Source organism: Micromonospora sp. DT62 (assembly GCF_049847285.1).
Taxonomy (GTDB): Bacteria; Actinomycetota; Actinomycetes; order Mycobacteriales; family Micromonosporaceae; genus Micromonospora; species Micromonospora reichwaldensis.
This window is the reverse complement of record NZ_JBNCOB010000004.1, coordinates 352,635-376,508: the sequence shown is the minus strand read 5'-3', so window position 1 is coordinate 376,508 and position 23,874 is coordinate 352,635. Positions and strand designations below refer to the sequence as shown.

Sequence of the window (23,874 nt, the reverse complement as noted above, 5' to 3'; positions counted from 1 at the left end):
CATCGTCCGCGAGGTCCACACCGCCCTCCTCGCCGACTTCACCGCCCTCAACACCCCTTGACGTCTATAGGAGCATCTCAACTCCGGCGCGGGTGGGCGGCGAAGAAGTCCCAGAGCAGTTCGGTGGCGACGAGGCCCGCGTCGGGGGCGGCCAGCCCGCCGGTCGCCGCCCCGGGCCACGAGTGCCCCATGTCGGGCAGGGTGTAGACGGTCACGTCGCTGCCGTCGCCGCACCGCGCTTCGGTGCGGGTGACCCGCGGCGCGCCCGCCGGCGGTGCGCCGGTCGCCGGTGTGCAGCGCAGCCGTCGCTGCCACGTCCGTACGCCCTCGGTGAAGACGTCGGCGTAGCGGTCCTGCCCGCCGATGAAGGTGATCACCGAGACCGGTCGCCGGGGCACGTACGTCTCGGGGGCCGTCCGGGGGCCGCTGTAGCCGCCGCTGACCACGCCGATCGCCGCGAAGAGCCCCTCGCCCTCGACGGCGGCCCGGAAGCTCATGTCCCCGCCGTTGGAGATCCCGGTGAGGTAGACCCGGTCGGGATCGGCCCGCCACGTCCGTACGAGGTGGGCGGTGAGGTCCTTGAGGAATCCGACGTCGTCGGTCGTCCCGCAGCAGATCAGCGCGTTGAAGCCGCTGTTCTGCCCGTCCGGGTACGCGACCAGGAAGTTCTCCCGGTCGGCCACGGCGTCCAGCCCCACCATGTCCCGCAGGCGGACGCCACTGCCGGGATAGAAGTGCAGGGCGATCACCAGCGCGGTGGGCCGGGCGGGGTCGTAGCCGGGCGGGGCGTGCAGCAGGTACCGGCGGTCGGCCCCGCCGTGCGCCAGGGTGAGCCGGTGGTCGCCGGCGGCGGGGCGCTCGACGGCCCCCGAAGGCGACGGGGCCGGCGTGACCCGGGACTGACCCCGGTCCCCACCGCACGCCGTGGCGACGACGGCGAAGAGCAGCCCCGTCAGCACTGCCACCGTCCGTCGCACGCCCCGCCCCCTCCGTGACCCCGGTCCACACTGGATGGCCCCGCCCGCACGGGGCAACCCTTTCGGTCCAGGCCGAAGAGCGGCAGTCTGCTGGCATGCTCCGTCTCCGCCTGGGACTGGCGGACCTGTGCCGGGTCCGCTTCGCCGATCGCCTGCACCCGGTCGGCATGTCCCTGCTGGCCTGCCAGGCGCTGCACGACGCGGACACGGCCCGGATGACGCCGGGCCCCGCGGCGGACGCGGCCTCCGCGTCGGGTCCGGTCCGGTCCGCCGCCTCCGTGCTGCGGCACCTGCTTCCCGCGCGCGGGCGCCTGCCCGATTTCCTCACCCCGCTGGACGGCCTGGAATCGGTCGTCGCCGGGCTGGAGGCGATCCGGGCAGCCCCCGTCGGGCGCATCCGGGCGGAGGTCACCGCCGCGTACGCGCAGCTGCCCGCGACGCCGCTGCGCAGGCGGTTCGCCGAGGCCGACGGGGAGACGATGGACCTGTTCGGCCGGGCCCTCGGCACCTGGCACGACGCGGTGCTCGCGCCGCACTGGGCCGACCTGACGGAGGCGCACCGGCACCACGTGGCGGGGGCGACCGCGCAGCTCGCCACGCACGGGTTGGACGGGCTGTTGAACGCGCTGCACCCGGCGATCCGGTGGGAGGCGCCGACGCTGACGGTGCGGACCTGGTGGAGCGCCTCGCTGTCCGGCACCGGCCGCGGCCTGCTCCTGCTGCCCTCGCCGCTGGCCGGCCAGCATCCCCGGGTGCTGGTGGAGCCTGGTCGGCCGGTGCTGGTGGTGTACCCCGCGCCGCTGCCGCGCCTGATCAGGGCCACCACCCCCGATCCGCTGGGCCGCCTGCTGGGGGCGACCCGGGCGGCGGTGCTGCGCCGCCTCGCCGGCCCCGGCCGACACACCACCACGGCGCTCGGCCGGGCCGTCGGGATCAGCACCTCCTCAGCGTCCGAGCACGCGGGCGCGTTGCGGGCGGCCGGGCTGGTCGCCAGCGTCCGGGACGGCGGCGCGGTGCTGCACCGGTTGACGTCGCTCGGCACCGAACTGCTGGACGCGGGCCACGCCGGGTCGCCTGAGCGCGCCTGACGTAGGGTTGCTGCCGTGACGACGCGTGTGGCCGCCATCGACTGCGGGACCAACTCGATCCGACTGCTGGTCGCCGACCTGCCGGACGCCTCGGCGGGTCCGGAGGCGCCGCTGGCCGACCTGAGCCGACGGATGCAGATCGTGCGCCTCGGCCAGGGCGTCGACAAGACGGGGCGGCTGGCCCCGGAGGCGATCGAACGCACGCGGGTCGCGCTGGCTTCGTACGCCGCCGAGATCGAGAAGCTCGGCGCGGAGCGGGTCCGGATGTGCGCCACCTCGGCGTCCCGGGACGCCTCAAACGCCGCCGAGTTCCGGGAGATGGTCGAGCGGACCCTCGGCGTCGCGCCCGAGGTGGTGACCGGCGACGAGGAGGCGCGGCTCTCCTTCACCGGCGCGGTGCGCGGGCTGCCCACCGACGCGCGCGAGCCGTACCTGGTCGTCGACATCGGCGGCGGCTCGACCGAGTTCGTCGTCGGCACCCGCGCGGGCGGCGTCGAGGCGGCCATCTCGATGGACATCGGCTGCGTCCGGATGACCGAGCGGCACCTGCACGGCGACCCGCCGGGGCGGGACGAGGTCGCCGCCGCGCAGGCCGACATCGCGGCGGCGGTGGACCGGGCGCTGGAGGCCGTGCCGGGCCGGCAGGCGGCCACGCTGGTCGGGCTCGCCGGGTCGGTCACCACCGTGGTCGCGATCGCCCAGGACCTCCAGGAGTACGACCCGAGCCGCATCCACCACGCCCGGGTGTCGTACGACGCCGTGGCCGCGACGACCGCCGACCTGCTCGGCAAGAGCCGGGAGCAGCGGCTGGCGATCCCGGTGATGCACCCGGGCCGCGCGGACGTGATCGGGGCGGGCGCCCTGGTGCTCCGGGTGATCATGGAACGGGCGGGGATGGACTCGGTGGTCAGCTCCGAGCACGACATCCTCGACGGCATCGCCTGGAGCCTCGCGTAGGCCTCGGGCCGGGTGTTGCCCCTGGTCGGGGGCGGTATGATTTCCATATGGTCACCACGGTCAATCTGCCTGACGGGCTGCACGAGCGGCTCAAGCAACTCGCCGACCAGGAGCACCGGTCGATGAACGCCACCATCGTCGTGGCGGTCGAGGAGTACGTCTCGGCGCACAGCCGTCGCGCCCGGGTGCGGGACCTTGCCGGCGAGGTTGCCGAGCGCGACGCGGAGCTGTTGCGGCGGCTGGCCGAGTGATCAACTACCTCGAGGTCGATGACCTCGTGGAGGTCGCCGCTGTCGTGTTGGGTGAAGCGCCGCAGGTCCGTGACTTCGGCCTGCTCTCGTCGGCGGTGGTCCGCCCGGCCACCGTGGCGTTCGGTCAGGAGGTCTACACCGACCTCTGGACCAAGGCCGCCGCGCTGCTGCACTCGGTCTGCATGAACCACGCGCTGATCGACGGCAACAAGCGTCTCGCCTGGGCGGCTGCGCGTGTGTTTCTGGCCCTCAACGAGGTGCCGGTCCAGGTTGTCGACGTCGACCAGGCCGAGGCCCTCGTGATGTCGGTGGCCAGCGGCACGCTGACCGAGGTCCCCGACATTGCCCGCGAACTTCGCAAGCTCTACGTCTGAGACCTGCGCACGGATTCTGTCGCGGATGCCGGCCGGCATCGCCCGGAGCCTCGCGTAGGCCTCGGCGTCCTCTCCCCACGCCCGCTGTCGCCACGGGCGTGGGGTGCCGCCTGTGGTGGACCCCGAAGGGTCAGCGGAACCGTTGTCGCGTCCCCGTCGCGGCGGAGCGGGCGACGGCGTCGATGAGCCGGTGGGCGCGTTCGGCGGCGCCGAAGTCCGGTTGACCGATGGAGGCCATCGCCAGCCGAGCTTGCATCCGTCCTCGGCGCGTTCCTTTGACGCTACTGTGCATTGCGTACTAGTGTGCAATGCGTGGACACCACACAACTGCTGAAGGGCGTGCTGGACCTCGCGGTCCTCGCCGTGCTCCGCGAGGAGGACGGCTACGGCTACGACATCCTGCGCCGGCTGCGCGACGCCGGGCTGGAGGAGGTCGGCGACGCCTCGGTCTACGGCACGCTGCGCCGGCTCTACGCCGCCGGCCTGCTGACCACCTACGTCGTGCCGAGCGAGTCCGGCCCGCACCGCAAGTACTACTCACTCAACGCCGCCGGCCGGGACCAGCTCACCCGCTCCGGCAAGCTCTGGCGCTCGTTCGCCACCACCATGGACGCACTGCTCGACGATCGGGGGATGGCGGCATGACCGTCACGGAGCAGGAGATCGCGGACTACGCCGCACGGGTCCGGGCCGCGCTGGCCGACCTGCCGACGGCGCAGCGCGACGAGTTGACCGAGGACCTGCCGGAGCACCTCGCCGAGGTCGCCGCCGAGGCCGGCGGCTCGCTGGTCGACCGGCTCGGCGAGCCCGAGGCGTACGCGGCCGAGCTGCGCGCTGCCGCCGGGGTCGGCGCCACCGGCGGCGGCGGGCGCCGCAACCGTCGCCTCGGTGTCGTCGTGGACCGGCTCCGCGCCCGGGCGCACCGCTGGGACGTCCAACTCGGACCACCCCTCGGGTACGCCTCGGCCACCGAGTTCCTCCGGCTGCTCCGGCCGGCGTGGTGGGTGCTGCGGGGCTACCTGGCCGCCATGCTCGTCACGGTGGTCACGACCGGCGACACGTTCGGTGTGCTGCCCGAGCTCAACGGCAGCCTGCTGGCCGGCCTGGTGCTGCTCGCCGGCAGCGTGCTCGCCTCGATCTGGCTCGGCCACCACACGCCGGGCCTGACCCGGCTGAAGCGGCAGATGCTGCAAGTCGGCACGGCGGTGCTGGTGATCTTCGGGCTGGTCGGTCTGGCGGACATGAACGACCGGGTCGGCAGCGGCGACCTCGACTACGAGCAGATCTCGATCGACGGCCGGTACGACCACATCCGGGACGTCTTCGTCTACGACAGCGAGGGGCGGCTGGTGTCCAACGCCCGGCTCTTCGACCAGAACGGCGACCCGATCCGGCTCGGTCGTCCGATGTGCCCGAACCCGCCGGACCTGAACCTGGCCAACGCGCTGCTGCGCCCGTACCCGTACTGCCCGGAGCTGGCGCCGTTCGGGCCCCGGCCGGGCGCCAGCACCCCGCCCCTGCTGAACCCGCCGGGGCTGCCCGTACCCGCCCCCTCGGACACCGCGCCCGCGCCGAGCGGCAACCCGACCCCGACGCCCACGCCGGCCGGCACCTCGACCCCCGCGCCCGCATCGACGGGCATGCCGGGCGGCACCCCCACGCCGAGCCGGACGTGAACCGGATCATGGGATGAAGCTGGGAAATAGCTGAACGGATGAGTCCAGCGGGGCAACGGCTGTCGGTCCCGGTCGCTACGGTGTCGTCTGCTCACTCACCCCCCGGAAGGAAAACGCGTGTCAGAGCAGGTCGCACCGCCCCCCGCGCCGGACGCCGCCCAGCCCCCGTCGGCCGTCCAGGCGCCGCCCCCGGCGGAGCCCCAGGCCGAGAAGTCCGGTTCCAAGAAGCTGCTCGGCATCGTGGGCGCGATCGTCGTGTTCCTGGTCGTCGCGGGCCTCAAGTTCGGCATCGGCTCGGCGATCGGCAACTTCTTCAACAAGGACGAGACCGCTGAGGCCAAGGTCGGCGACTGCATCGCCGAGCTGCCCGAGGTGACCGGCACCAAGGAGGAGAAGGTCGACGGCGCGAAGGTCGTCGAGTGCACCTCCACCGACGCCGTCTACAACGTGGTCGGCCGCGTCGACGGGCAGACCCAGGCGCAGGCCCGCTCCGGCGAGGCGTGCGGGCAGTACATCAAGGAGGGCCAGGAGGGCTACGTCTACTACAGCATCGAGCCGGGCAAGACCGGCTACCTGCTGTGCCTGACGAAGAAGGCCTGATCCCCCGGCACGACAGGACCGCCGACGGCGGCGCGGACGTCGTCCGCGCCGCCGTCGGCGTCCGTGGCTAGGGCGCCGGCAGGAGGTGTATGCCACTGTTCCGACGTCTTCCCCGGGGCGCTCACGGCGTGGCAGGCTACCGACACGTAGCAACACTGTGCGACCAGCCAACGATGACTGACCGCTAGGAGGACGGCCGATGGGCGAGATGGTGAGCTACCGCGGCAACGGGGGGACGGGCGAGGGGTATCTCGCGATACCCTCCGGCGGTGCGACCAGCCCTGCGGTCATCGTCATCCAGGACTGGTGGGGCCTGGTGCCGCACGTCCGGGCGGTCGTGGACCGCTTCGCCGAGGCCGGTTTCGTCGCCCTCGCCCCGGACTTCCGGCACGGCGGCCCGGCCAGCAGGCCGAGTGAGCCCCGGCAGATGCTGAACAGCCAGCAGATGGACGAGGCGGCGGCGGACATCGCCGGCGCGGCCGACTACCTCGCCAGCCGGACCGAGGTCGCCGGCAAGGTGGGCTGTGCGGGCTTCTGCGCCGGGGCGAGCCTGGCCCTCTGGGCGGCGACCCGGTCCGAGCGGATCGTCGCCACCACCGCCTTCTACCCCCGGCTGCCGTGGGACGGGATGCGCCCCGAGTGGCCCGACTACGCGGGCAAGGCGGCGCTCATCCACTGCTCCGAAGAGGACGGCACCTCCGCCGCCGACGGCGTACGCACCGTCCGCCGCGCCATCGAGACCTCCGGCGGCACCTGCCAGGTCCACGACTACCCCGGCACCTCGCACGCCTTCTTCAACGAGGACCGGCCGGAGAACTTCGACCAGCGGGCCGCCGCCACCGCCTGGGCCCGCACCCTCGAACTCTTCCGGGCCAAGCTTGGCTGAGCCCCGTACGCCCGACGAGGTGGTCGCCCGCGCCGCGCGGGCGACCGACCTGGCCGACCTCGACGCCGCCGTCAGCGACTGCTTCGCCTGCCCGCGGCTGGTGCGGTGGCGCGAGGAGGCGGCCCGCGTCCGCCGGGCGGCCTTCCGGGACCAGGAGTACTGGGGCCGGCCGGTGCCCGGCTTCGGCGTCCCCGACGCGCGCATCGCCATCCTCGGCCTGGCGCCCGCCGCGCACGGCGGCAACCGCACGGGCCGCATCTTCACCGGCGACCGGTCCGGCGACGTCCTGTTCGCCGCGTTGCACCGGGCCGGGCTGGCCAACCAGCCGACCAGCGTCGCCGCCGACGACGGGCTGACCCTGCGCGACCTGCGGATCTTCTCCGCCGTGCGCTGCGCCCCGCCGGACAACAAGCCCACCCCCGAGGAGCGGGACACGTGCGCGCCGTGGCTGCACCGCGAGGTGGCGCTGATCCGGCCCACCCTGCGCGTCGTGGTCGCGCTGGGAGCGTTCGCCTGGGCCTCGTGGTGGCCGGTGCTGCGCCAGGTGTACGGTCTGCGACCGCCCAGCCCGCGACCGGCGTTCGGCCATGGGGCACACTGGTCCGGCACGGGCGCACCGGCGCTGCTCGGCTGCTACCACGTCAGCCAGCAGAACACCTTCACCGGGCGGCTGACACCAGGGATGCTGGACGATGTGTTCGCCCGGGCGAAGCAACTGGCCGGGGCGGACTGAGGCGCGGGGGCGGTGGCGATGACGGACGGAACGCGTCGAGTCGTGGGACACGCCCCGGTGACCCGGAGGTAGCCCTCGATGGAATTCAGCGTCCTGCGCAGGTGGTGGCCGGTCGCGGCGGTGGTGCTCCTGCTGGCCGTCGCCGCGTTCTCGTCCGCCCACTCGTCGATCGGCGCCAGCCGGATCCCGCCCGCCGCCGACAACATCCCGTACGTGCCGGAGTATCCGAGCGCCGAGCCGGTCGAGTCGATCCCCGTCGAACCGCGGGACGCCGGCCAGGCCACCCAGGCGTCGATCCCGCAGTGGATCGCCACCGTCGCCATCGTACTTCTCGGGCTGGCGATCCTCGTCGTCTTCGGCTATCTCACCTGGACGTTGGTCCGGGGCGCGATCCGGCGCACCACCCGGGCGCTGCCGGCCCAGCGGTCCCGGCGGACGCCCGAGGGCACCGCCCGCGAGGTGGCCGCCGCCCTCGACGCCGGCCTGGAGGAGTTGGACGACCGCGACACCGATCCGCGTACGGCGGTGATCGCCTGCTGGGTGCGCCTGGAGCAGGCCGCCGCCGGGGCCGGCGTGCCCCGGCTGGCCGGCGACACCCCCACCGACCTGGTCACCCGGCTGTTGCGGGGCGACCCGTCGGTGGGCATCCCGGCCATCGCCAGCGCCGACGTGCTGGCCGAGTTCGCCCACGTCTACCGCGAGGCCCGCTACGCCACCCGGGAGGTCGACGAGCGCACCCGCGACCAGGCCCGGGCGGCGCTGCGCCGGCTGCGCGGTGAGTTGACCGTCGCCGTCGCCGACGGCACGGAGGTGCCGGCGTGACCGGGGCACCCACCGGCGTGACCGGGGCACGGCCGGCGCCCGCCCGACGTGGCGAGGTGACGCCGTGAGCAGCACCAGCATCGACGACCTGCTGAGCGTCGAGGACGAGCGGCCGGCACGCGCCGAGCCCCGGCGGGGCGGGCGGGTCGGTCGGGTGCTCCGTCCCCTGGCCGGCGTCGCGGCCGTCGTGATCGTGCTGGTCGCCGGCCTGCGCCTGGTGGGCCTGCGGGTCTCGCTGCCGGTCCTCGTGGCCGGGGTGGTCGCGTTCTTTGTGGTGCGTCGCGTCGTCGCCGCCCTCACGCCCCCGCCCCCGCCCCGCGGCGGCGGCCGGGCCCCTGTCGCCGACGACGACGGCACCTGGAACTGGGGCGCCAGGGACGCGCTGCGCACCGCGATCAACGGCTGGGAACTGCCGCTGGACTGGTCGGCCACCCGGCCCGAACGCTTCACCACGGTGATCCTGCCCCGGCTCGGGGAGTTGGCCGACGAGCGGCTGAGCCAGCGGCACGGCGTGACCCGCGAGTCGGATCCGGCCCGGGCCCGGGTGCTGCTGGGTGACCAGCTGTGGAAGTTCCTGGAGACCCCGCCTCGCCGCACCCCGTCGCCGCGCAACCTCGCGGCGATCGTCGCCGAACTGGAGAGACTGTGATGAACGACGTGGACCGCAGCATGTCCGCCGCCGAGGTCGGCCCCCTCGCCCGGTCGGTGCTGGAGGCGGTCGGTCAGGTCGTGGTCGGCAAGCGGGACGCGCTGGAGCTGGTGCTCGCCGGCATCCTGGCCGGCGGCCACGTGCTGCTGGAGGACCTGCCGGGCCTCGGTAAGACGCTGACCGCACGGTCCTTCGCCCAGGCGCTCGGGCTGGACTTCCGCCGGCTCCAGTTCACCCCCGACCTGCTGCCCGCCGACGTGACCGGTTCGTTCCTGTACGACCAGCGCAGCGGCGACTTCTCGTTCCGGGCCGGGCCGGTCTTCACCAACCTGCTCCTCGCCGACGAGATCAACCGGACCCCGCCGAAGACCCAGTCGGCCCTGCTGGAGGCGATGCAGGAGAAGCAGGTCTCGGTGGAGGGCGTGACGTACAAGCTGGACGAGCCGTTCCACGTGCTGGCCACCGCCAACCCCATCGAGTACGAGGGCACGTATCCGCTGCCGGAGGCGCAGCTCGACCGGTTCCTGCTCCGGGTCTCCTTCGGCTACCCCGAAGCCGAGGAGGAGTGGGAGGTGCTGCGCCGGCGGATGGCCCGCCGCCGCGAGGAGGCGGACATCAAGCCGGTGGTCGACGCGGCGACCCTGCGCGCCATGCAGGCCGCGCTGGAGGACGTGGTCGTGGAGGACTCCGTCGGCCGCTACATCGTCGCGCTGACCGCCGCCACCCGGGAGCACCCGTCGGTGCTGGTCGGCGCCTCGCCGCGCGGCTCGCTGGCGCTGCTGCTGCTGTCCCGCGTACGGGCCGTGATGGCCGGTCGCGACTACGTCGTCCCGGAGGACGTCAAGGAGGTCGCGGCACCCGCCCTGGCACACCGGATCACGTTGCGTCCGGAGATGTGGTTGCGTCGTGTCGACCCGTCCTTCGTGGTCGGCGAGGTGCTGGAGGCGACCCCGGCGCCCGCCAGCGGTGCGCTGCCCAGCTACGCCGCCGGCCCCGGGCACTGATGGTCGCGACCGCCGTGTCGCCCCGGGTCGAGTCGTCGCCACCGGGGCCGGGGCCCGCGACCGGCTGGGTGCCCACGTGGGCGCTCGGCCGGGCGGTGCTCCTCACCGGGCTGCTGCTGATCGCCGGGGTGCTGCTCGGCCGGGTGGACCTGGTCGTGCTGGCCGCCCCGTTCGCGCTGGGCACCGCGTACGCGCTGCGCCGTCGGCCGACCGCCCTGCCGCAGATCTGGGTTTCCGCCGACGAGGGGCACCTGGTCGAGGGCGGCGAGCTGACCGGCACGGTCACCGTCGGCAACCCGGACCTGATCGACTACGACGTGGCGGTGGTGCGCAGCCGGGTCTCGCCGTGGCTGCAGGTGCAGCGGGTGACGATCGCCGGGGCGACCACCGCGTCCGGGGCGGGTTCGGCCGTCGCCCCGTCCGTCGCCGACCGGCCGTTCGTGACCGCCGTCCCGACGGCGGCGGCCGTGGACCTGGAGTTGACCGGCACGGCGCTGCGCTGGGGCCGGCACCCCATCGGACCGGCGGGCGCCCGGGCGGCCGCCGCGCAGGGACTGCTGGTCTCCCGCGCCGTGATCGTCGAGCCGTCCCGGTTGCGGGTCTACCCGAGGACCGAGCCGTTCGACGCGGTCGAGGCGATGCCGCGGGCCGCCGGCCTGGTCGGCGCGCACCACTCGCGCCGGCCCGGCGAGGGCGGCGAACTGGCCGGCGTACGGGTCTTCGCCCCGGGTGACCGGCTGCGCCGGATCGACTGGCGGGTGTCGCTGCGCGCCCGGCAACTGCACGTGGCGGCCACCCTCTCCGACCGCGACGCCGAGGTGGTGCTGCTGCTCGACGTGCTCGCCGAGGCGGGCCGCTCGGGCGGCGTGTCCGGGGCCGCCTCCGTGCTGGACACCACCGTCCGGGCCGCCGCCGCGATCGCCGAGCACTACCTGCACCGTGGCGACCGGGTGTCGATGCTCGAGTACGGCCCGGCCGCCCGCCGGCTGCGTCCCGCCGCCGGCCGCCGGCAGTACCTCACAGTCCTGGAGTGGCTGCTGGAGGTGCGGGCGGAGCACTCCCCGCACGAGCCGTACGACCAGGTGTTCGGGCCGCAGCTGCTGTCGGCGGACGCGCTGGTGGTGGTCCTCACCCCGCTGCTCGACGAGCGGTCGGCGCAGATGCTGGCCCGGCTGGCCCGCGCCGGGCGGTTCGTGGTCGCGGTGGACACCCTGCCGGCGGACCTCGCCCCGCCGAAGGATCGGGGCTGGGCCGAGGTGGCGTACCGGCTGTGGCGGCTGGACCGGGACACCATGATCGGGCAGCTGCGGGAACACGGCGTGCCGGTGGTGCGGTGGGCCGGCGCGGGCAGCCTCGACGAGGTGCTGCGGGACGTGGCCCGCCTGGCGACCGCCCCGAGGGTGGCCCGGTGAGCGCGAGGAATGTAGCGCAGCGGAGTCCCGCAGTCGCGAACGAAAGGCGGGGCCGGTGAGCGCCGTCACCGAACGGGTCAGGGCGCTGCGGTACGCCGCCGCCCGGATCAGCCTGACGCCGCTGCTGGTGCGCGCCAGCATCTTCGTCACCGTGCTGGTCGGCCTGCTGCTCGCGTACCCGTCGCAGGTGCTGCTCGGGCGGCCGCTGCTCGCCCTCGTGGCGGTGGCGGTCCTGCCGGCGGTCGGGCCGCGCCGGGTCTGGCCGACCTTCGCGGCGCTGGTCACGGTCGGCGGCTGGCTGGTCGCCACCGACGGGTACGGCCGGCCGATCGCCCTCTGGCGGCTGCTCGCCGTGGCGGCGGTGCTCTACCTCACGCACACCCTCTGCGCGCTGGCCGCCGTGCTGCCGTACGACGCGGTGGTCGACCCGAACCTGATCGTGCGGTGGCTGGCCCGGGCCGGCGCGGTGCTGCTGGGCACCTTCGTCCTCGGTGTCCTGCTGGTCGAGGTCGGCAGGCTCGGTGGTGACGCCGGACACCAGGCGGCGACGGTGGTCGGTCTGCTCGTGGCGGTGGCGGTGGCGGCGTTGCTGGGGTGGCTGCTGCGCCGCAGGTGACAGCCCCTTTCAGGGGAAGTCGTGCAGGTCACAGGGGTTGTGCTCCGTCACAGAGAAGGGGCGCGAGCGGGATTAGCCGGGTCTCGCGGGGAAAGATAGATGACGTGAACCCGAAGCGGATCCTTGTGGTGGGTGCCGGGCACGTCGGTCTCTACGCGGCCCTGCGCCTGTCGAAGAAGCTCAGCTCCCGTGAGGCCGAGGTCGTCGTGGTGGACCCTCAGCCCCACATGACCTACCAGCCGTTCCTGCCCGAGGCGGCGGCCGGCAACATCTCGCCCCGGCACTCCGTGGTGCCGCTGCGGCGGGAGTTGCGGCGGTGCAAGGTGGTGGCGGGCGCGGTGACCCGGATCGACCACCACCGCAAGACCGCCGTGGTGCAGCCCATCAGCGGCCCCACCCGGGAGATCCCGTACGACCACGTGGTCGTCGCCCCGGGTTCGGTCTCCCGGACGCTGCCGATCCCCGGCCTGCACGAGCACGGCATCGGCTTCAAGACCATCGGCGAGGCCATCTACCTGCGCAACCACGTGCTGGACCGGCTCGACGTGGCCGCCGCCACGCCTGACCCGGCCGTCCGCCGGTCGGCGCTGACCTTCACCTTCGTCGGCGGCGGGTACGCCGGCATCGAGGCGCTCGCCGAGATGGAGGACATGGCCCGGGACGCCCTGAAGTACTACCCGGAGCTCAAGCCGGAGGACATGCGCTGGGTGCTGGTCGAGGCGACCCAGCGGGTGCTGCCCGAGGTCGACCGGGACATGGGCGCCTACACGGTGCAGCAGCTGCTCAAGCGGAACATGGACATCCGGCTGGACACCCGCCTGGAGTCCTGCCTCGACGGGGTGGTGAAGCTCTCCGACGGCGACAGCTTCCGCTCCGACACCATCGTCTGGACGGCCGGCGTGAAGCCGTCGCCGATGCTGGACGCCACGGACTTCCCCCGCGACGAGCGGCGGCGGGTCACCTGCCTGCCGACCCTCCAGGTGGTCGACGGCGACCGGGTGGTCGACGGCGCCTGGAGCGCCGGTGACTGCGCGGCCGTGCCGGACCTGACCAAGGAACCGGGCAACTACTGCTCGCCGAGCGCCCAGCACGCGGTCCGCCAGGCCGCCCGGATGGCCGACAACATCGTCAACGTCGTCCGTGGCCGGGAGCCGGTGGAGTACAAGCACAAGCACGCCGGCAGCGTCGCCAGCCTCGGCCTGCACAAGGGCGTGGCCCAGGTGTACGGGATCAAGATGACCGGCTGGCCGGCGTGGTTCATGCACCGGACGTACCACATGAGCCGGATCCCGTCGTTGAACCGCAAGGTCCGGGTCGTGGTCGACTGGTCGCTGGCGTTCTTCCTGAAGCGCGAGGTGGTCGCCCTGGGCCAGCTGCACGACCCGCGCGAGGAGTTCGCCGAGGCGTCCCAGCCGGTCGGCGCCGGCCGCGCCTGACCGAACACGCGAAGCCCTCTCCGCCTGCGGCGGAGGGGGCTTTTCGCGCGTTCAGCGGGTGCGGGTCAGACGCGCCAGATCCAGGCGTCGGCGATTCGGGTGGCGGGGCCGTAGAGCTGCTCCAGCGTGCCGCGGAGGCTGTCGGCGTGCGGGGTGCCGTCGGCCAGCGCCACGCAGGAGGCGCCCCAGAACTCGGCATCCTCTGCGGCCTGCCGACGCTGTTCGTCCCCGATGACGGGTTGGCCGCCGCGCCTGCCGACCTCGGCCAGCAGGGCCGACGTGGGCTGCGCGTAGGTGCCCATCGCCGCCGTGCCGCCGCGACCGTACGGGCCGATGAAAAAGCCCTCCGGCATGCCGAACGCCGCGTCGGCGGCGGTCGCCCAACGCATCGGCCACGGTTGCTTGGGGGTGGCGAGCGGCACCGGCACCAGCACCCCGCCCGGCTCGACGCACTGGCGCCAGTGCCCGCCGGTGACGAACTCGGGCAGCGGCGGGCGCTCGGCGGTGGGCAGCGGGGTCGGCAGCAGCGGCAGCAGCGCCACGCCGACCGCCGCCGGCACCAGGCGGCGGGCCAGGCCGGTGCCGCGCAGCGCCCGGTCGACCGCCAGCACCAGCAGCGTGGCGATCAGCGGGAGCACCGCGAGGGCGAACCGCATCGGCAGCGCACCGTCCACCACGGGCAGGCCCGAGAGCAGGGCGTACGGGCCCGGGACGGCGGTGCGTTCGCCGTCGACGATCACCCGGGGGCCGAGCGACAGCGCCCCCGTCACGAGGGTGCCGAACACGCACGCGACGACCAGCCGGCGGCGGCCCAGCCAGAGCGCGCAGGCGGCGGCGGCGAGCAGCAGGGGCAGCCCGAGGAAGCTGTTGTACTCGGCCGGCCCGGTGGTCAGCCGGGCAGCCCCGTCGCCGCCCGCGATTGACAGTGGCGAGACGGTCCACCAACTGCGCAGGTCCGCCGAGAAGTAGTGCGGGCTGAACATGCCGTCCGCTACGCCCTGCGGGCCGGCGAACTGGAACCAGAGCGGCCAGGCCAGTACGACCAGGGCCAGCCCGGCGGCGAGCATCATCCCCCCGGCGAAGCCGGGCAGGGCGCGGCGGGCCAGGTTCCGGTCCGTCACCGCGTAGGTGACCGCCATCACCAGCAGCGTGACCGCGCAGAGGAAGAGCACCTCCTCGCCGACGAAGACCTGCGCGGTGACCGCCGCGGCCAGACCGACGGCCGAGCTGACCACCCGGCGGCGGTCCGGCCCGTCGGCGGTGCCCGCCGGGTCGGCGGCCCGCAGCATGCGGACCACCAGCCAGACGATCACCGGCACCAGCCACTGCGCGGTCATGTGCAGGTGGCTGTTGGTCTGCGAGACCATGCCCGGGCCGAACCCGCAGAGCGCCGCCCCGAGCGCGGCGGCGAGCCGGCGGGCGCGCAGGACCCGGGTGAAGAGCAGGTACCAGGCGATCGCGGTGCCGGCCAGGTTCGCCATGGCCAGCAGGGCGAAGGTCACCGGCGCGCCGAACAACAGGGTCACCGGGGCGAGGAGCACCCCGAGCGCGATGACCGTGGTGTTGGTCATCAGGTTGACCCCGTCGGGCGCGTTGAGCCGCCCGGTGAGCAGGTCGAAGTCGCCGAGCAGCGCCCGGGAGTCGACGGCGAGGAACCACTCGTAGAGGGCCTGGTCCTCCGGGTTGAGCGCCAGGACCCGGGCCGCCGGGTCGGGCCAGAGACCGTGGGTGAGCCAGCCGGCCAGCGCCACGAAGAGCAGCACGACGGTGACGTCCGCCCGGCGACGGTGGACGGCGGTCAGCAGGCGCGCCGGCCGGAGCCGGCGGGACGGCCGGTCGACGGCGAGGACAGCCTGGTCAGGGACGGCGTCGGGGGCCGTGGGGGCTGCGCTGCTCACGGTCTCGACCCTAGTGCGACCCGCCCGCCGGGGTACGCCGGGTCGCGGCCGACCCGCTACCGTGACACTGCACCACGCGTGTCGACCCGCGCGGTGTCACCCGCCCGGGTGGTGGAACGGCAGACACGGCCGCCTTAAAAGCGGCTGCCGCAAGGCGTGCGGGTTCGACCCCCGCCCCGGGCACGCCGCACTCTCAGCTTCCGCTCAGCTTGGCGATCTCCACCGGACTGCCCTGGGCGTTTACTCTTGGGGGTGCACGTTCACGTGCAACGACCCCCTGAGGGAGGCCTGACAGTGAAGACTTCGAACCCGGTGCTCGCCCGGCTCGGCCAGGCGGCCGAGCGGGAGCGCTCCGCCGGGTACGCCCCGACCGGGCCGTACGGACAGCCCGGTTATCCGCAGCAGTACCCGACGGAGGCCGGCTACCCGGCGGCCCCGCCGACCGTCAACACCATGTCGATCGACGACGTGGTGGTCAAGACCGTCACGCTCCTCGGCATCCTCGGCGTCTCCGCCGCGGCCGCCTGGGTGCTGGTGCCCGACGCGCTGCTCGGCGCGGCCTGGATCGGCGCGGCGGTGGTCGGCCTGGTCCTCGGCCTGATCATCTCGTTCTCCCGGATGGCGAACCCGGCGCTGGTCGTCGCGTACGCCGTCGTCGAGGGCGTCTTCGTCGGCATGGTCAGCAAGTTCTTCAATTCGCTCTACGACGGCATCGTGGTCCAGGCGGTGACCGCCACGTTCGGTGTCTTCTTCGTGATGGCCATGCTCTACAAGGCGAAGGTCATCCGGGCTACCCCGAAGTTCGTCAAGGGCATGATCGCCGTGATGGCGGGTCTCTTCGCCGTCATGCTGATCAACCTCGTGTTCGCGCTCTTCGGCGTGAACACCGGCCTGCGCGACGGCAGCCCGCTGGCGATCGGGTTCAGCCTGGTCTGCATCGTGGTCGCCTCGCTGAGCTTCGTGCTCAGCTTCAAGGAGGTCGAGGACGGCGTCCGGATGGGGCTGCCCCAGCGCTACTCCTGGGTCGCCGCCTTCGGCATCCTGGTCAGCCTGGTCTGGCTCTACATCGAGATCCTGCGCCTGCTGAGCTACTTCCAAGGCGACGACTGACCGTCGCCCGCGACTGACCGTCGCCCGCGACTGACCGTCGCCCGCGACCGACCGGCGCCCGCCCCCGCATCCGCGAGGGCGGGCGCCGTCGTCCACCTCACGGCTCGCCCCCGCTCGCCCCGACTCCCGCCCGCCCCGGCCCCCGCGGGGGGTTCGTAGACTTCGGGTGTGGGTGGTGGGGAGTTGGAGCGGGCGGTGGAGTTGTTGGTGCGCCAGGTCGGGCACTGGCAGCAGCCCCGCTGGGCGGCCACGGCCGCCGGTGGCAACGTGTCCCGCGCCGACCTCGTGCACCGGCTGGTGCAGGAGATCGCCAACCTGGCCGCCGACGTCGAGGGCGGACCCCGGCGGACGGTGCCCCGGCTCGACAACGACCTGGCGCTGCCCGACCAGCTCCGGGTGGTGGCCGCCGACCTGGTCGCCGCCGCCCCGCCGCCGGAGGTGCTGGCGCGGGCCGCCGCCGAGGTGACGGCGACCCGCGACGCTCTCTAGCGCTGACGGCGACCCGCAACGCTCTCTAGGGCCGACGGCGACCCGCGACACTCTCTACGGGTGACGGCGACCCACAGCCTGCCAGGGCTCCGGCCGGGTGGCGAGGTCCGCTCGGGATGACCCCGGCGCCCGGCCGGGCAGCCCGTGGTCGCGCCGTCCGCTCAGCTCAGACGCTCGACGACCATGGCCATGCCCTGGCCACCGCCCACGCACATGGTCTCCAGGCCGATCGTCTTGTCGTGCCAGTCCAGGGCGTTGAGCAGGGTGCCGGTGATCCGGGCGCCGGTCATGCCGAACGGATGCCCGACGGCGATGGCGCCACCCATGACGTTCAGCTTCTCGAGCGGGATGCCGAGCTGGCGGTACGAGGGGATCACCTGCGCGGCGAACGCCTCGTTGATCTCCACCAGGTCGACGTCGTCGATGGTCATCCCGGCCCGCTTGAGCGCCTGCCGGGTGGCCTCGACCGGGCCGAGGCCCATGATCTCCGGCGAGAGGGCGGTCACGCCGGTGGAGACGATCCGGGCCAGCGGCGTGATGCCGAGGTCCCTGGCGCGCTGGGCGCTCATGATCACCACGGCGGCGGCGCCGTCGTTCAGCGGGCAGCAGTTGCCGGCGGTGATGCGACCGTCCGGACGGAACACCGGCTTCAGCCCGGAGACGCCCTCCAGGGTGACCCCGGCGCGGGGGCCGTCGTCAGTGTCGACCACCGTGCCGTCCGGAGTGGTGACCGGAGTGATCTCCCGGGCCCAGAAGCCGTCGGCGATGGCCTTCTCGGCGAGGTTCTGGCTGCGTACGCCGAACTCGTCCATGTCGGCGCGGGTCACGTCGTGCACCTGGGCCAGGTTCTCGGCGGTCTGCCCCATGGTCAGGTAGATGTCCGGCAGTTCGCCGGCCTCGCGCGGATCGGTCCAGACCGGGGCCCCGCCCTGGGCGCGGGCCTTGGAACGCTCGGCCGCGGCGGCGAAGCGCGGGTTCTCCCAGCCGCCGCCGACCAGCGCCTGCGCCTCCTTCGGCAGCCCGTCGGAGTTGCCGCGGGCGTACCGGGAGACGGTCTCCACGCCGGCGGAGACGAACACGTCGCCCTCGCCGGCCCGGATCGCGTGCATCGCCATCCGGGTGGTCTGCAGGGAGGACGCGCAGTAGCGGGTGAGCGTCGCGCCGGGCAGGGTGTCCAGGCCCATCAGGGTGGCGACCACCCGGGCCATGTTGAAGCCCTGCTCGCCGCCGGGCAGACCGCACCCCAGGTAGAGGTCGTCGATCTCGGTCGGGTCGAGCTGGGGGACCTTGTCCAGGGCGGCCCGCACGATGGTCGCGGCGAGGTCGTCCGGGCGGACGTCGCGCAGGGAACCCTTGTGCGCCCGGCCGATGGGGGAGCGGGCGGTGGCGACGATGACGGCGTCGCGGGACGACTCAGTCGGCATGACCCAACGTTAACCCGTCGGTAACTTCTGGCGGAAGCTGCCCGCCGGCCGGGAAATGTCACGCCCGGCGGGACAGCGGGGACGGCCGGCGGGTCACTGCCGGGAGGCGACCGCCGCGGCGGCGGCGACGGCCGGCAGCAGGGCGTGCGCCCAGACCCGGTAGCCGTCGGCGGAGGGGTGGTAGCCGTCGTGGCACAGCGTCCCGGCGTCGGCCCGGAACACGGCGCCGGTCTCGGTGGCCAGGTCGACCACCGTGCCGCCGGCGTCGAGCACCGCCGCCGCCTGGGCGCGGGCCACCCGCCGCCCCGACCAGCCGACCACGTTGCGCAGCGGCGGCGCGATGGCGCGTACGGCGCCCAGGTCGGGGCACGTGCCCACGACCACCTCCACCCGGGCCTCGCGCAGCCGGTGCACGGCCGCCCCGAGGTAGGCGGCGGCCTCCATCGGGCGACGCAGGGTGGTGGCGTCGTTCGCCCCGATCAGGATCACCGCCACGTCGGGGCGCTCGCCGAGCAGCGCCCGGGCCACCTGGGTGGCCAGGTCGGTCGAGCGTGAGCCGGAGACGCCGACGCTGGACAGGTGCACCCGGCGACCGCTCGGGCCCTCGGCGAGCAGGTTGGCCAGCTGTCCGCCGATGGTCTCGTCGAGGCGGCCGACCCCGACGCCGAGGGCGGACGAGTCGCCGAGCAGCACCAGGCGCAGCGGCGGCGCGTCGGCCCGCCCGACCGTGGCGCGCAGGGCGAGCGCCAGCTCCGGCTGGGCGTACCGGCGGTGCCGGGCGGCGAAGGCCTGACCGGCGAGGACGGCGGCGCCGCCGACCGTGCCGGCGATGAGGCTGAGCGTCGCCGCCCGGCCCAGTCGATTGGCGAGCCCCGAGGGGATGAAGCGCTCGCTCATGCCAGTCCCTCCAGTGTGGGTGAGTCGGCGGCGGGGCTGGGCTGCGGCGCCGCGCCGACACCGAAGAAGGCCCGTCGGCGCAGTTGCGCCCACCGGCCGGCGGGGCCGCGCTCGCGCCCCCTGACCCGGGTGCCGCTGACCTCGGTGCCCGCGTGGCGGGCCGCCTCCTGGGCGGCCTGCGGCAGCGAGCGCACGCCCTCGTCCCGGACGAGGGTCGGGCGGCGTTCCTGCCCCGCGCCGAGCGCGGACAGCACGGTCGGCAGCAGGGCGGCGGCGGCCATCGCGTAGCCCTCCGCCGAGGGGTGGAAACGGTCCCAGGCGAACATCCGGGTCGGCTCCGCCGTGAACCGGGGACCGAGCAGGTCGCCGAGGGAGACCGTCCAGCCGCCGGCCTCGACCACGGCCACCGTCTGGGCGGCGGCGAGCTGCCGGCTCCAGTGCCGGGCCAGCCACCGCAGCGGCGGCTGGATCGGCCGGATCGCGCCCAGGTCGGGGCAGGTGCCGACGACCACCTCGCAGCCGGCCGCGCGCAGCGTGCGGACCGCGTCGACCAGGTAGCGCACCGCCAGGGCGAACGGTGCGCGGTTGGTCACGTCGTTGCCGCCGATCAGGATCACCGCGACGTCGGGCCGGCACTCCAGCGCCGCCTCCACCTGGTGCCGCAGCACCGCCGAGATCGCGCCCACCACGGCGAAGCGGTGCAGCCGGACGGGGCGTTGCAGGCGGCGGGACAGCCCGGTGGCGAGCAGGGCGCCGGGCGTCTCCCGGCGGCGGTGCACGCCGTAGCCGGCGGCCGACGAGTCGCCGAGCACGACGACGGTGACCGGCGGGCCGGGCAGCTTCGCGCCGTAGACGCCGTCGCAGCGCGGCGGGGGCGCCTCGGCCATCGGGATCGTGCGGCGGGCCTGCCGGGCCTGCCCGAGGAGCACGCCGCCGGTCGCCACCACGGCCGCGGCGGTGGCGCCCGTGCCGATCGCCGCGAGGCGGGCGAGCTGCCGGGCGCGCTGCCAGCGCGGACCAACCGGGACGACGGAACCAGCGACCCCCATACAGCGACATTATCGCGCCGGCACGACACACCGCTGTCGTCGTGTGGGCTCGCGGGTGCCTGGAAGGCGACGCTCCTGGGTATCTGTACGGGTGACCGGGGGACGGTTGCGCGGGCACGCCACCCTGGCACGTGGAGAGGGGCCGAACATGGGGAAGACATTGAAGCGCACCGCGGCGTTCAGCGCGCTGGCCCGGGCACTCGCGGCCGGGTCGCGGGGCGGGCCGTCGCTCGGGGCGCGGCTGGGCGCGCTGCCGCGGATGATCCGGGCCACCACCCGGGGGGAGTACGACGGCGGCCTGCGGCTGGCCCTGATGACCGCGGCGACGGCGTACATCGTCTCGCCGGTCGACCTGATTCCCGAGATCCCGCTGGCGATCTTCGGGCTGGCCGACGACGCGGTCATGGTGACCTGGCTGGCCGGCAGCGTGCTGGCCGAGACCGAGCGGTTCCTGGAGTGGGAGGCCCGGCGCAGCTCGGTGATCCCCGGGCACGTGGCGTCCTGAACCCACGTACCCTGGGGCATCGAGAAGACGTCTGCCCGGCCGCCGCCGGCGGCGCCGGAGGAGAAGGGCACAACGAGGTGCGGTACTACGACAACGTCGTCGAGCTGATCGGCAACACCCCGCTGGTACGGCTGCGCAACGTCACGGCCGGGATCCAGGCCACCGTGCTGGCGAAGGTGGAGTACCTCAACCCGGGCGGCTCGGTGAAGGACCGGATCGCGCTGCGGATGGTGGAGGACGCCGAGAAGGCGGGCATCCTCCAGCCGGGCGGCACGATCGTCGAGCCGACCAGCGGAAACACCGGCGTCGGGCTGGCGCTGGTGGCGCAGCTGCGGGGCTACAGGTGCGTCTTCGTCTGCCCCGACAAGGTCAGCCAGGACAAGCAGGACGTGCTGCGCGCGTACGGCGCGGAGGTGGTGGTCTGCCCGACCGCCGTCGCCCCGGAGGACCCGCGCTCCTACTACAACGTCTCCGACCGGCTGGCCCGGGAGATCCCCGGCGCGTGGAAGCCCAACCAGTACAGCAACCCGGCCAACCCGCGCTCGCACTACGAGACCACCGGCCCCGAGCTGTGGGAGCAGACCGGGGGCGAGCTCACCCACTTCGTGGCGGGCGTCGGCACCGGCGGCACCATCTCCGGCATCGGGCGCTACCTCAAGGAGGCGTCGGAGGGGCGGGTCAAGGTCGTCGGCGCCGACCCGGAGGGTTCCGTCTACTCCGGCGGCACGGGCCGGCCGTACCTGGTCGAGGGTGTCGGCGAGGACTTCTGGCCGGAGACGTACGACCGGGGTGTCGCCGACGAGATCATCGAGGTCTCCGACAAGGCGTCCTTCGAGATGACCCGGCGGTTGGCGCGCGAGGAGGGGCTGCTGGTCGGCGGCTCCTGCGGGATGGCCGTCGTGGCCGCCCTGGAGGTGGCTCGCAAGGCCGGCCCGGACGACGTGGTCGTGGTGCTGCTGCCGGACAGCGGCAAGGGCTACCTGTCCAAGATCTTCAACGACACGTGGATGGCCCGGTACGGCTTCCTGGACAACTCGGGCACCGAGCCGACGGTCGCCGACGCGCTCGCCGGCAAGCCGGGCGGCCTGCCCGAGCTGGTGCACGTGCACCCGACCGAGACGGTCCGCGACGCGATCGACTACATGCGCGAGTACGGCGTCTCGCAGCTCCCGGTGCTCAAGGCCGAGCCTCCGGTGGTGACCGGCGAGGTGGCCGGCTCGATCGCCGAGAAGGACCTGCTCGACGCGCTCTTCACCGGCCAGGCGCACCTGCACGACACCATCGAGCGGCACATGGCCGAGCCGCTGCCGATGATCGGCGGCGGGCAGCCGGTGAGCGAGGCGGTCGGCCTGCTGGAGAAGTCCGACGCCGCCCTGGTGCTGGTCGACGGCAAGCCCAAGGGTGTGCTCACCCGGCAGGACCTGCTGGCCCACCTCGGCGCCCGCTGACCTGGACGACGTCCGCACGAGGGCCCTTCCCCGCCCGGGGAGGGGCCCTCGCCGCGCCTGCCGCGCCCGCGCCGGAGGGCAGGCGTACCGCCGCTCAGAGCCCTCGCGCGTACCGGAGCTGGGGCGTGACCGCCGGGCCGATGTGCTCGTCGCGTTCGGTGCCGGTGGGGGTCCAGCCGCCGCTCTCGTAGAAGCGCCGGGCGTGCGCGTTGTCCCGCAGCACCCAGAGCACCGCCCGGGACCAGCCGCGGGCGCGCATGGCGTCCAGCGCGTCGACCATCAGGGTGCGCCCGGTGCCCCGGCCACGCTCGGCGGGTTCGAGGTGGATGGCGTTGAGCAGGCCGGTCACCGGGTCGCCCTCGTCGTCCGGGCCGAGATAGCTGAAGCCGACCAGCCGGCCGGCGCGCTCGGCCACCGTCATCCGGTGCTCGTCCCGCTCCCACGTCCACCGCTCGGTCCAGTACGCGCCCATCGCCTCGGGCGTCGGGTCGGCCAGTGCCCGCGCCGGCAGGAAGGCCGAATAGGCGGCGACCCGGGAACGTTGGTGCAGCGCGCCCACCGCCATCAGGTCGTCGACGGTGGCGGGGCGCAGGGTGACCGTCATCCGGCCGAGGCTACCCGCCGGGGCGGGATCTGCACGGTCGTCAGGTCCTCGGCGATCACCAGGTCGCCGTCGAAGTGCGCGCGGGCCTCGTCGGCGAAGCGGGCCGGGTCGGCGTACCGCTGGGAGAAGTGGGTGAGCACGAGCCGGCGTACGCCCGACTCGGCCGCCACCCGCGCGGCCTGGCCCGCCGTGAGGTGGCCGACCTCGGCGGCCAGCGCGGCCTCCGAGTCGAGGAACGTCGACTCGATGACCAGCAGGTCGGAGTGCTCGGCGAGGGCGTACACCCCGTCGCAGAGGCCGGTGTCCATGACGAAGGCGAACCGCTGCCCGGGCCGGGGCACACTCACCTCCTCGCGGGTGACGCGGCGCCCGTCGACGTCGAGGTGGCCGACGCGGATCAGCTCCCCGACCGCCGGCCCGGCGATGCCGTACGCGGCCAGCCGCTCCGGCAGCATCCGGCAGCCGTCCGGCTCGACGAGCCGGTAGCCGTACGTCTCGATCGGGTGCCGCAGCCGGCGGGCCTCCAGCGTGCCGACGCCCAGCGTGATGCGCTGCCCGTCGGCCTCGATGGGCTCGACGCGCAGCTCGGCGGTCTCGTGGAAGCTGGCGGCGTGCCGCAGCCGCGCGAAGTATTCCGCGCCGCCGGCCGGGAAGTGCACCGCCACCGGGTGCGGCACCCGGTCGAGGGAGAGCCGCTGGATGGTGCCGGGCAGGCCGAGGCAGTGGTCGCCGTGGAAGTGGGTGACGCAGATCCGGGTCAGGTCGGTGGCGGTGACCGTGGTGTGCAGGAGCTGCCGCTGGCTGCCCTCGCCCGGGTCGAAGAGGATCACCTCGCCGTCCCAGCGCAGCACGTACCCGTTGTGGTTGCGCTGCCGGGTGGGGGCCTGGCTGGCCGTCCCGAGCACCACCAGCTCGCGCATCGACACGGTGACCTCCGGCTGCGTCGGCCACCCGGCCTGCGGAAAAGGG

The 23,874-nt window shown here is 74.1% G+C and carries 25 protein-coding genes, 1 tRNA gene and 1 pseudogene; 20 read left to right on the top strand and 7 right to left on the bottom strand.

From position 1 onward, the window contains the following. Window positions 1-77: 77 nt before the first annotated feature. Window positions 78-977, bottom strand: coding sequence for an alpha/beta hydrolase family esterase (locus ACPXCB_RS09255; RefSeq protein WP_425873965.1), 900 nt, complete (start codon window positions 975-977; stop codon window positions 78-80). 95 nt (window positions 978-1,072) lie between these two features. Between ACPXCB_RS09255 and ACPXCB_RS09250 the strand changes: the two genes are divergently transcribed. From ACPXCB_RS09250 to ACPXCB_RS09180, 15 genes are all read left to right on the top strand, one after another. After that, the gene (locus ACPXCB_RS09250) at window positions 1,073-2,065 is read left to right on the top strand and encodes an ArsR/SmtB family transcription factor (RefSeq protein ID WP_425873963.1); all 993 of its coding nucleotides are present in this window, start codon (window positions 1,073-1,075) and stop codon (window positions 2,063-2,065) included. A gap of 27 nt (window positions 2,066-2,092) precedes the next feature. Further along, window positions 2,093-3,022, top strand: coding sequence for an exopolyphosphatase (locus ACPXCB_RS09245; RefSeq protein ID WP_425874001.1), 930 nt, complete (start codon window positions 2,093-2,095; stop codon window positions 3,020-3,022). Between the two features lie 47 nt (window positions 3,023-3,069). Beyond that, entirely contained in the window at window positions 3,070-3,273 is a 204-nt protein-coding gene (locus ACPXCB_RS09240; RefSeq protein ID WP_425873961.1) for a ribbon-helix-helix domain-containing protein, read from the top strand. After that, window positions 3,270-3,647, top strand: coding sequence for a type II toxin-antitoxin system death-on-curing family toxin (locus ACPXCB_RS09235; protein ID WP_425873959.1), 378 nt, complete (start codon window positions 3,270-3,272; stop codon window positions 3,645-3,647). The genes ACPXCB_RS09240 and ACPXCB_RS09235 overlap by 4 nt, the downstream gene beginning before the upstream one ends. Before the next feature lie 312 nt (window positions 3,648-3,959). Beyond that, window positions 3,960-4,292, top strand: a complete 333-nt coding sequence (locus tag ACPXCB_RS09230) for a PadR family transcriptional regulator (RefSeq protein WP_089001967.1) — start codon at window positions 3,960-3,962, stop codon at window positions 4,290-4,292. Beyond that, window positions 4,289-5,323, top strand: coding sequence for an HAAS signaling domain-containing protein (locus tag ACPXCB_RS09225; protein ID WP_425873957.1), 1,035 nt, complete (start codon window positions 4,289-4,291; stop codon window positions 5,321-5,323). The genes ACPXCB_RS09230 and ACPXCB_RS09225 overlap by 4 nt, the downstream gene beginning before the upstream one ends. A gap of 117 nt (window positions 5,324-5,440) precedes the next feature. Further along, on the top strand, window positions 5,441-5,923 hold the full coding sequence (locus ACPXCB_RS09220) for an LppU/SCO3897 family protein (protein ID WP_327030509.1): 483 nt from the start codon (window positions 5,441-5,443) through the stop codon (window positions 5,921-5,923). Between the two features lie 199 nt (window positions 5,924-6,122). After that, window positions 6,123-6,809 (top strand): dienelactone hydrolase family protein, encoded by a 687-nt coding sequence (locus tag ACPXCB_RS09215; RefSeq protein ID WP_425873955.1) that lies wholly within the window; start codon window positions 6,123-6,125, stop codon window positions 6,807-6,809. 19 nt (window positions 6,810-6,828) lie between these two features. Next, the gene (locus ACPXCB_RS09210; protein ID WP_425873999.1) at window positions 6,829-7,542 is read left to right on the top strand and encodes a uracil-DNA glycosylase; all 714 of its coding nucleotides are present in this window, start codon (window positions 6,829-6,831) and stop codon (window positions 7,540-7,542) included. Window positions 7,543-7,620: 78 nt separating this feature from the next. Then, window positions 7,621-8,364: a DUF4129 domain-containing protein gene (locus tag ACPXCB_RS09205; protein WP_425873953.1), complete on the top strand. Its 744-nt coding sequence runs from the start codon at window positions 7,621-7,623 to the stop codon at window positions 8,362-8,364. Between the two features lie 64 nt (window positions 8,365-8,428). Continuing rightward, window positions 8,429-9,013, top strand: a complete 585-nt coding sequence (locus ACPXCB_RS09200) for a hypothetical protein (RefSeq protein ID WP_425873951.1) — start codon at window positions 8,429-8,431, stop codon at window positions 9,011-9,013. Continuing rightward, on the top strand, window positions 9,013-10,017 hold the full coding sequence (locus ACPXCB_RS09195; protein WP_311414767.1) for an AAA family ATPase: 1,005 nt from the start codon (window positions 9,013-9,015) through the stop codon (window positions 10,015-10,017). Before ACPXCB_RS09200 ends, ACPXCB_RS09195 begins: the two co-directional genes overlap by 1 nt. After that, window positions 10,017-11,429 carry a DUF58 domain-containing protein gene (locus ACPXCB_RS09190; protein WP_425873948.1) on the top strand — a complete coding sequence of 471 codons (1,413 nt, stop codon included), beginning with the start codon at window positions 10,017-10,019 and terminating at the stop codon, window positions 11,427-11,429. The genes ACPXCB_RS09195 and ACPXCB_RS09190 overlap by 1 nt, the downstream gene beginning before the upstream one ends. A gap of 55 nt (window positions 11,430-11,484) precedes the next feature. Beyond that, entirely contained in the window at window positions 11,485-12,045 is a 561-nt protein-coding gene (locus ACPXCB_RS09185; protein ID WP_425873946.1) for a hypothetical protein, read from the top strand. A 104-nt stretch (window positions 12,046-12,149) separates the two neighbouring features. Further along, window positions 12,150-13,481, top strand: coding sequence for an NAD(P)/FAD-dependent oxidoreductase (locus ACPXCB_RS09180; protein WP_311414764.1), 1,332 nt, complete (start codon window positions 12,150-12,152; stop codon window positions 13,479-13,481). Between the two features lie 65 nt (window positions 13,482-13,546). Here ACPXCB_RS09180 and ACPXCB_RS09175 read toward each other — a convergent pair whose 3' ends face one another. Beyond that, window positions 13,547-15,379, bottom strand: coding sequence for a hypothetical protein (locus ACPXCB_RS09175; protein ID WP_425873945.1), 1,833 nt, complete (start codon window positions 15,377-15,379; stop codon window positions 13,547-13,549). Between the two features lie 102 nt (window positions 15,380-15,481). Here ACPXCB_RS09175 and ACPXCB_RS09170 point away from each other — a divergent pair. The 3 genes from ACPXCB_RS09170 to ACPXCB_RS09160 all read left to right on the top strand — a co-directional run bounded on the left by ACPXCB_RS09170 (window position 15,482) and on the right by ACPXCB_RS09160 (window position 16,978). Continuing rightward, a tRNA-Leu gene (locus ACPXCB_RS09170) sits at window positions 15,482-15,562 on the top strand. A gap of 111 nt (window positions 15,563-15,673) precedes the next feature. Then, complete coding sequence (locus tag ACPXCB_RS09165; protein ID WP_121396533.1) at window positions 15,674-16,489, top strand: Bax inhibitor-1/YccA family protein; 816 nt, start codon at window positions 15,674-15,676, stop codon at window positions 16,487-16,489. 168 nt (window positions 16,490-16,657) lie between these two features. Then, window positions 16,658-16,978 (top strand): hypothetical protein, encoded by a 321-nt coding sequence (locus ACPXCB_RS09160; RefSeq protein WP_311414346.1) that lies wholly within the window; start codon window positions 16,658-16,660, stop codon window positions 16,976-16,978. Window positions 16,979-17,139: 161 nt separating this feature from the next. On the opposite strand, the gene ACPXCB_RS09155 is transcribed toward ACPXCB_RS09160, so the two are convergent. The 3 genes and pseudogenes from ACPXCB_RS09155 to ACPXCB_RS09145 form a co-directional block, all read right to left on the bottom strand. Next, a complete protein-coding gene (locus ACPXCB_RS09155) occupies window positions 17,140-18,402 on the bottom strand; it encodes an acetyl-CoA C-acetyltransferase (protein ID WP_425873943.1) in 1,263 nt (420 codons plus the stop codon). A gap of 93 nt (window positions 18,403-18,495) precedes the next feature. Then, window positions 18,496-19,299, bottom strand: a complete 804-nt coding sequence (locus tag ACPXCB_RS09150; protein ID WP_425873997.1) for an SGNH/GDSL hydrolase family protein — start codon at window positions 19,297-19,299, stop codon at window positions 18,496-18,498. Further along, a pseudogene (locus ACPXCB_RS09145) lies at window positions 19,288-20,348 on the bottom strand (SGNH/GDSL hydrolase family protein); the annotation flags it as partial. The pseudogene ACPXCB_RS09145 and the gene ACPXCB_RS09150, both read right to left, overlap by 12 nt. Window positions 20,349-20,496: 148 nt before the next feature. Between ACPXCB_RS09145 and ACPXCB_RS09140 the strand changes: the two are divergent. Both ACPXCB_RS09140 and ACPXCB_RS09135 read left to right on the top strand, forming a co-directional pair. Continuing rightward, complete coding sequence (locus ACPXCB_RS09140) at window positions 20,497-20,853, top strand: YkvA family protein (protein ID WP_132233466.1); 357 nt, start codon at window positions 20,497-20,499, stop codon at window positions 20,851-20,853. A 77-nt stretch (window positions 20,854-20,930) separates the two neighbouring features. After that, window positions 20,931-22,301 (top strand): cystathionine beta-synthase, encoded by a 1,371-nt coding sequence (locus tag ACPXCB_RS09135; protein WP_132233468.1) that lies wholly within the window; start codon window positions 20,931-20,933, stop codon window positions 22,299-22,301. A gap of 94 nt (window positions 22,302-22,395) precedes the next feature. Here the strand turns inward: ACPXCB_RS09135 and ACPXCB_RS09130 are convergent, their stop codons facing one another. Next, window positions 22,396-22,905 (bottom strand): GNAT family N-acetyltransferase, encoded by a 510-nt coding sequence (locus tag ACPXCB_RS09130; protein ID WP_425873940.1) that lies wholly within the window; start codon window positions 22,903-22,905, stop codon window positions 22,396-22,398. After that, on the bottom strand, window positions 22,902-23,831 hold the full coding sequence (locus ACPXCB_RS09125) for a ribonuclease Z (protein ID WP_425873938.1): 930 nt from the start codon (window positions 23,829-23,831) through the stop codon (window positions 22,902-22,904). Before ACPXCB_RS09125 ends, ACPXCB_RS09130 begins: the two co-directional genes overlap by 4 nt. Between the last annotated feature and the right edge of the window lie 43 nt (window positions 23,832-23,874).

Coding starts and splice junctions, on each gene's coding strand:
- ACPXCB_RS09250 (WP_425873963.1), top strand. CDS start 1,073: ATGCTCCGTCTCCGCCTGGGACTGGCGGACCTGTGCCGGGTCCGCTTC.
- ACPXCB_RS09150 (WP_425873997.1), bottom strand. CDS start 19,299: ATGAGCGAGCGCTTCATCCCCTCGGGGCTCGCCAATCGACTGGGCCGG.
- ACPXCB_RS09195 (WP_311414767.1), top strand. CDS start 9,013: ATGAACGACGTGGACCGCAGCATGTCCGCCGCCGAGGTCGGCCCCCTC.
- ACPXCB_RS09225 (WP_425873957.1), top strand. CDS start 4,289: ATGACCGTCACGGAGCAGGAGATCGCGGACTACGCCGCACGGGTCCGG.
- ACPXCB_RS09240 (WP_425873961.1), top strand. CDS start 3,070: ATGGTCACCACGGTCAATCTGCCTGACGGGCTGCACGAGCGGCTCAAG.
- ACPXCB_RS09140 (WP_132233466.1), top strand. CDS start 20,497: ATGGGGAAGACATTGAAGCGCACCGCGGCGTTCAGCGCGCTGGCCCGG.
- ACPXCB_RS09215 (WP_425873955.1), top strand. CDS start 6,123: ATGGGCGAGATGGTGAGCTACCGCGGCAACGGGGGGACGGGCGAGGGG.
- ACPXCB_RS09205 (WP_425873953.1), top strand. CDS start 7,621: ATGGAATTCAGCGTCCTGCGCAGGTGGTGGCCGGTCGCGGCGGTGGTG.
- ACPXCB_RS09190 (WP_425873948.1), top strand. CDS start 10,017: ATGGTCGCGACCGCCGTGTCGCCCCGGGTCGAGTCGTCGCCACCGGGG.
- ACPXCB_RS09130 (WP_425873940.1), bottom strand. CDS start 22,905: ATGACGGTCACCCTGCGCCCCGCCACCGTCGACGACCTGATGGCGGTG.
- ACPXCB_RS09155 (WP_425873943.1), bottom strand. CDS start 18,402: ATGCCGACTGAGTCGTCCCGCGACGCCGTCATCGTCGCCACCGCCCGC.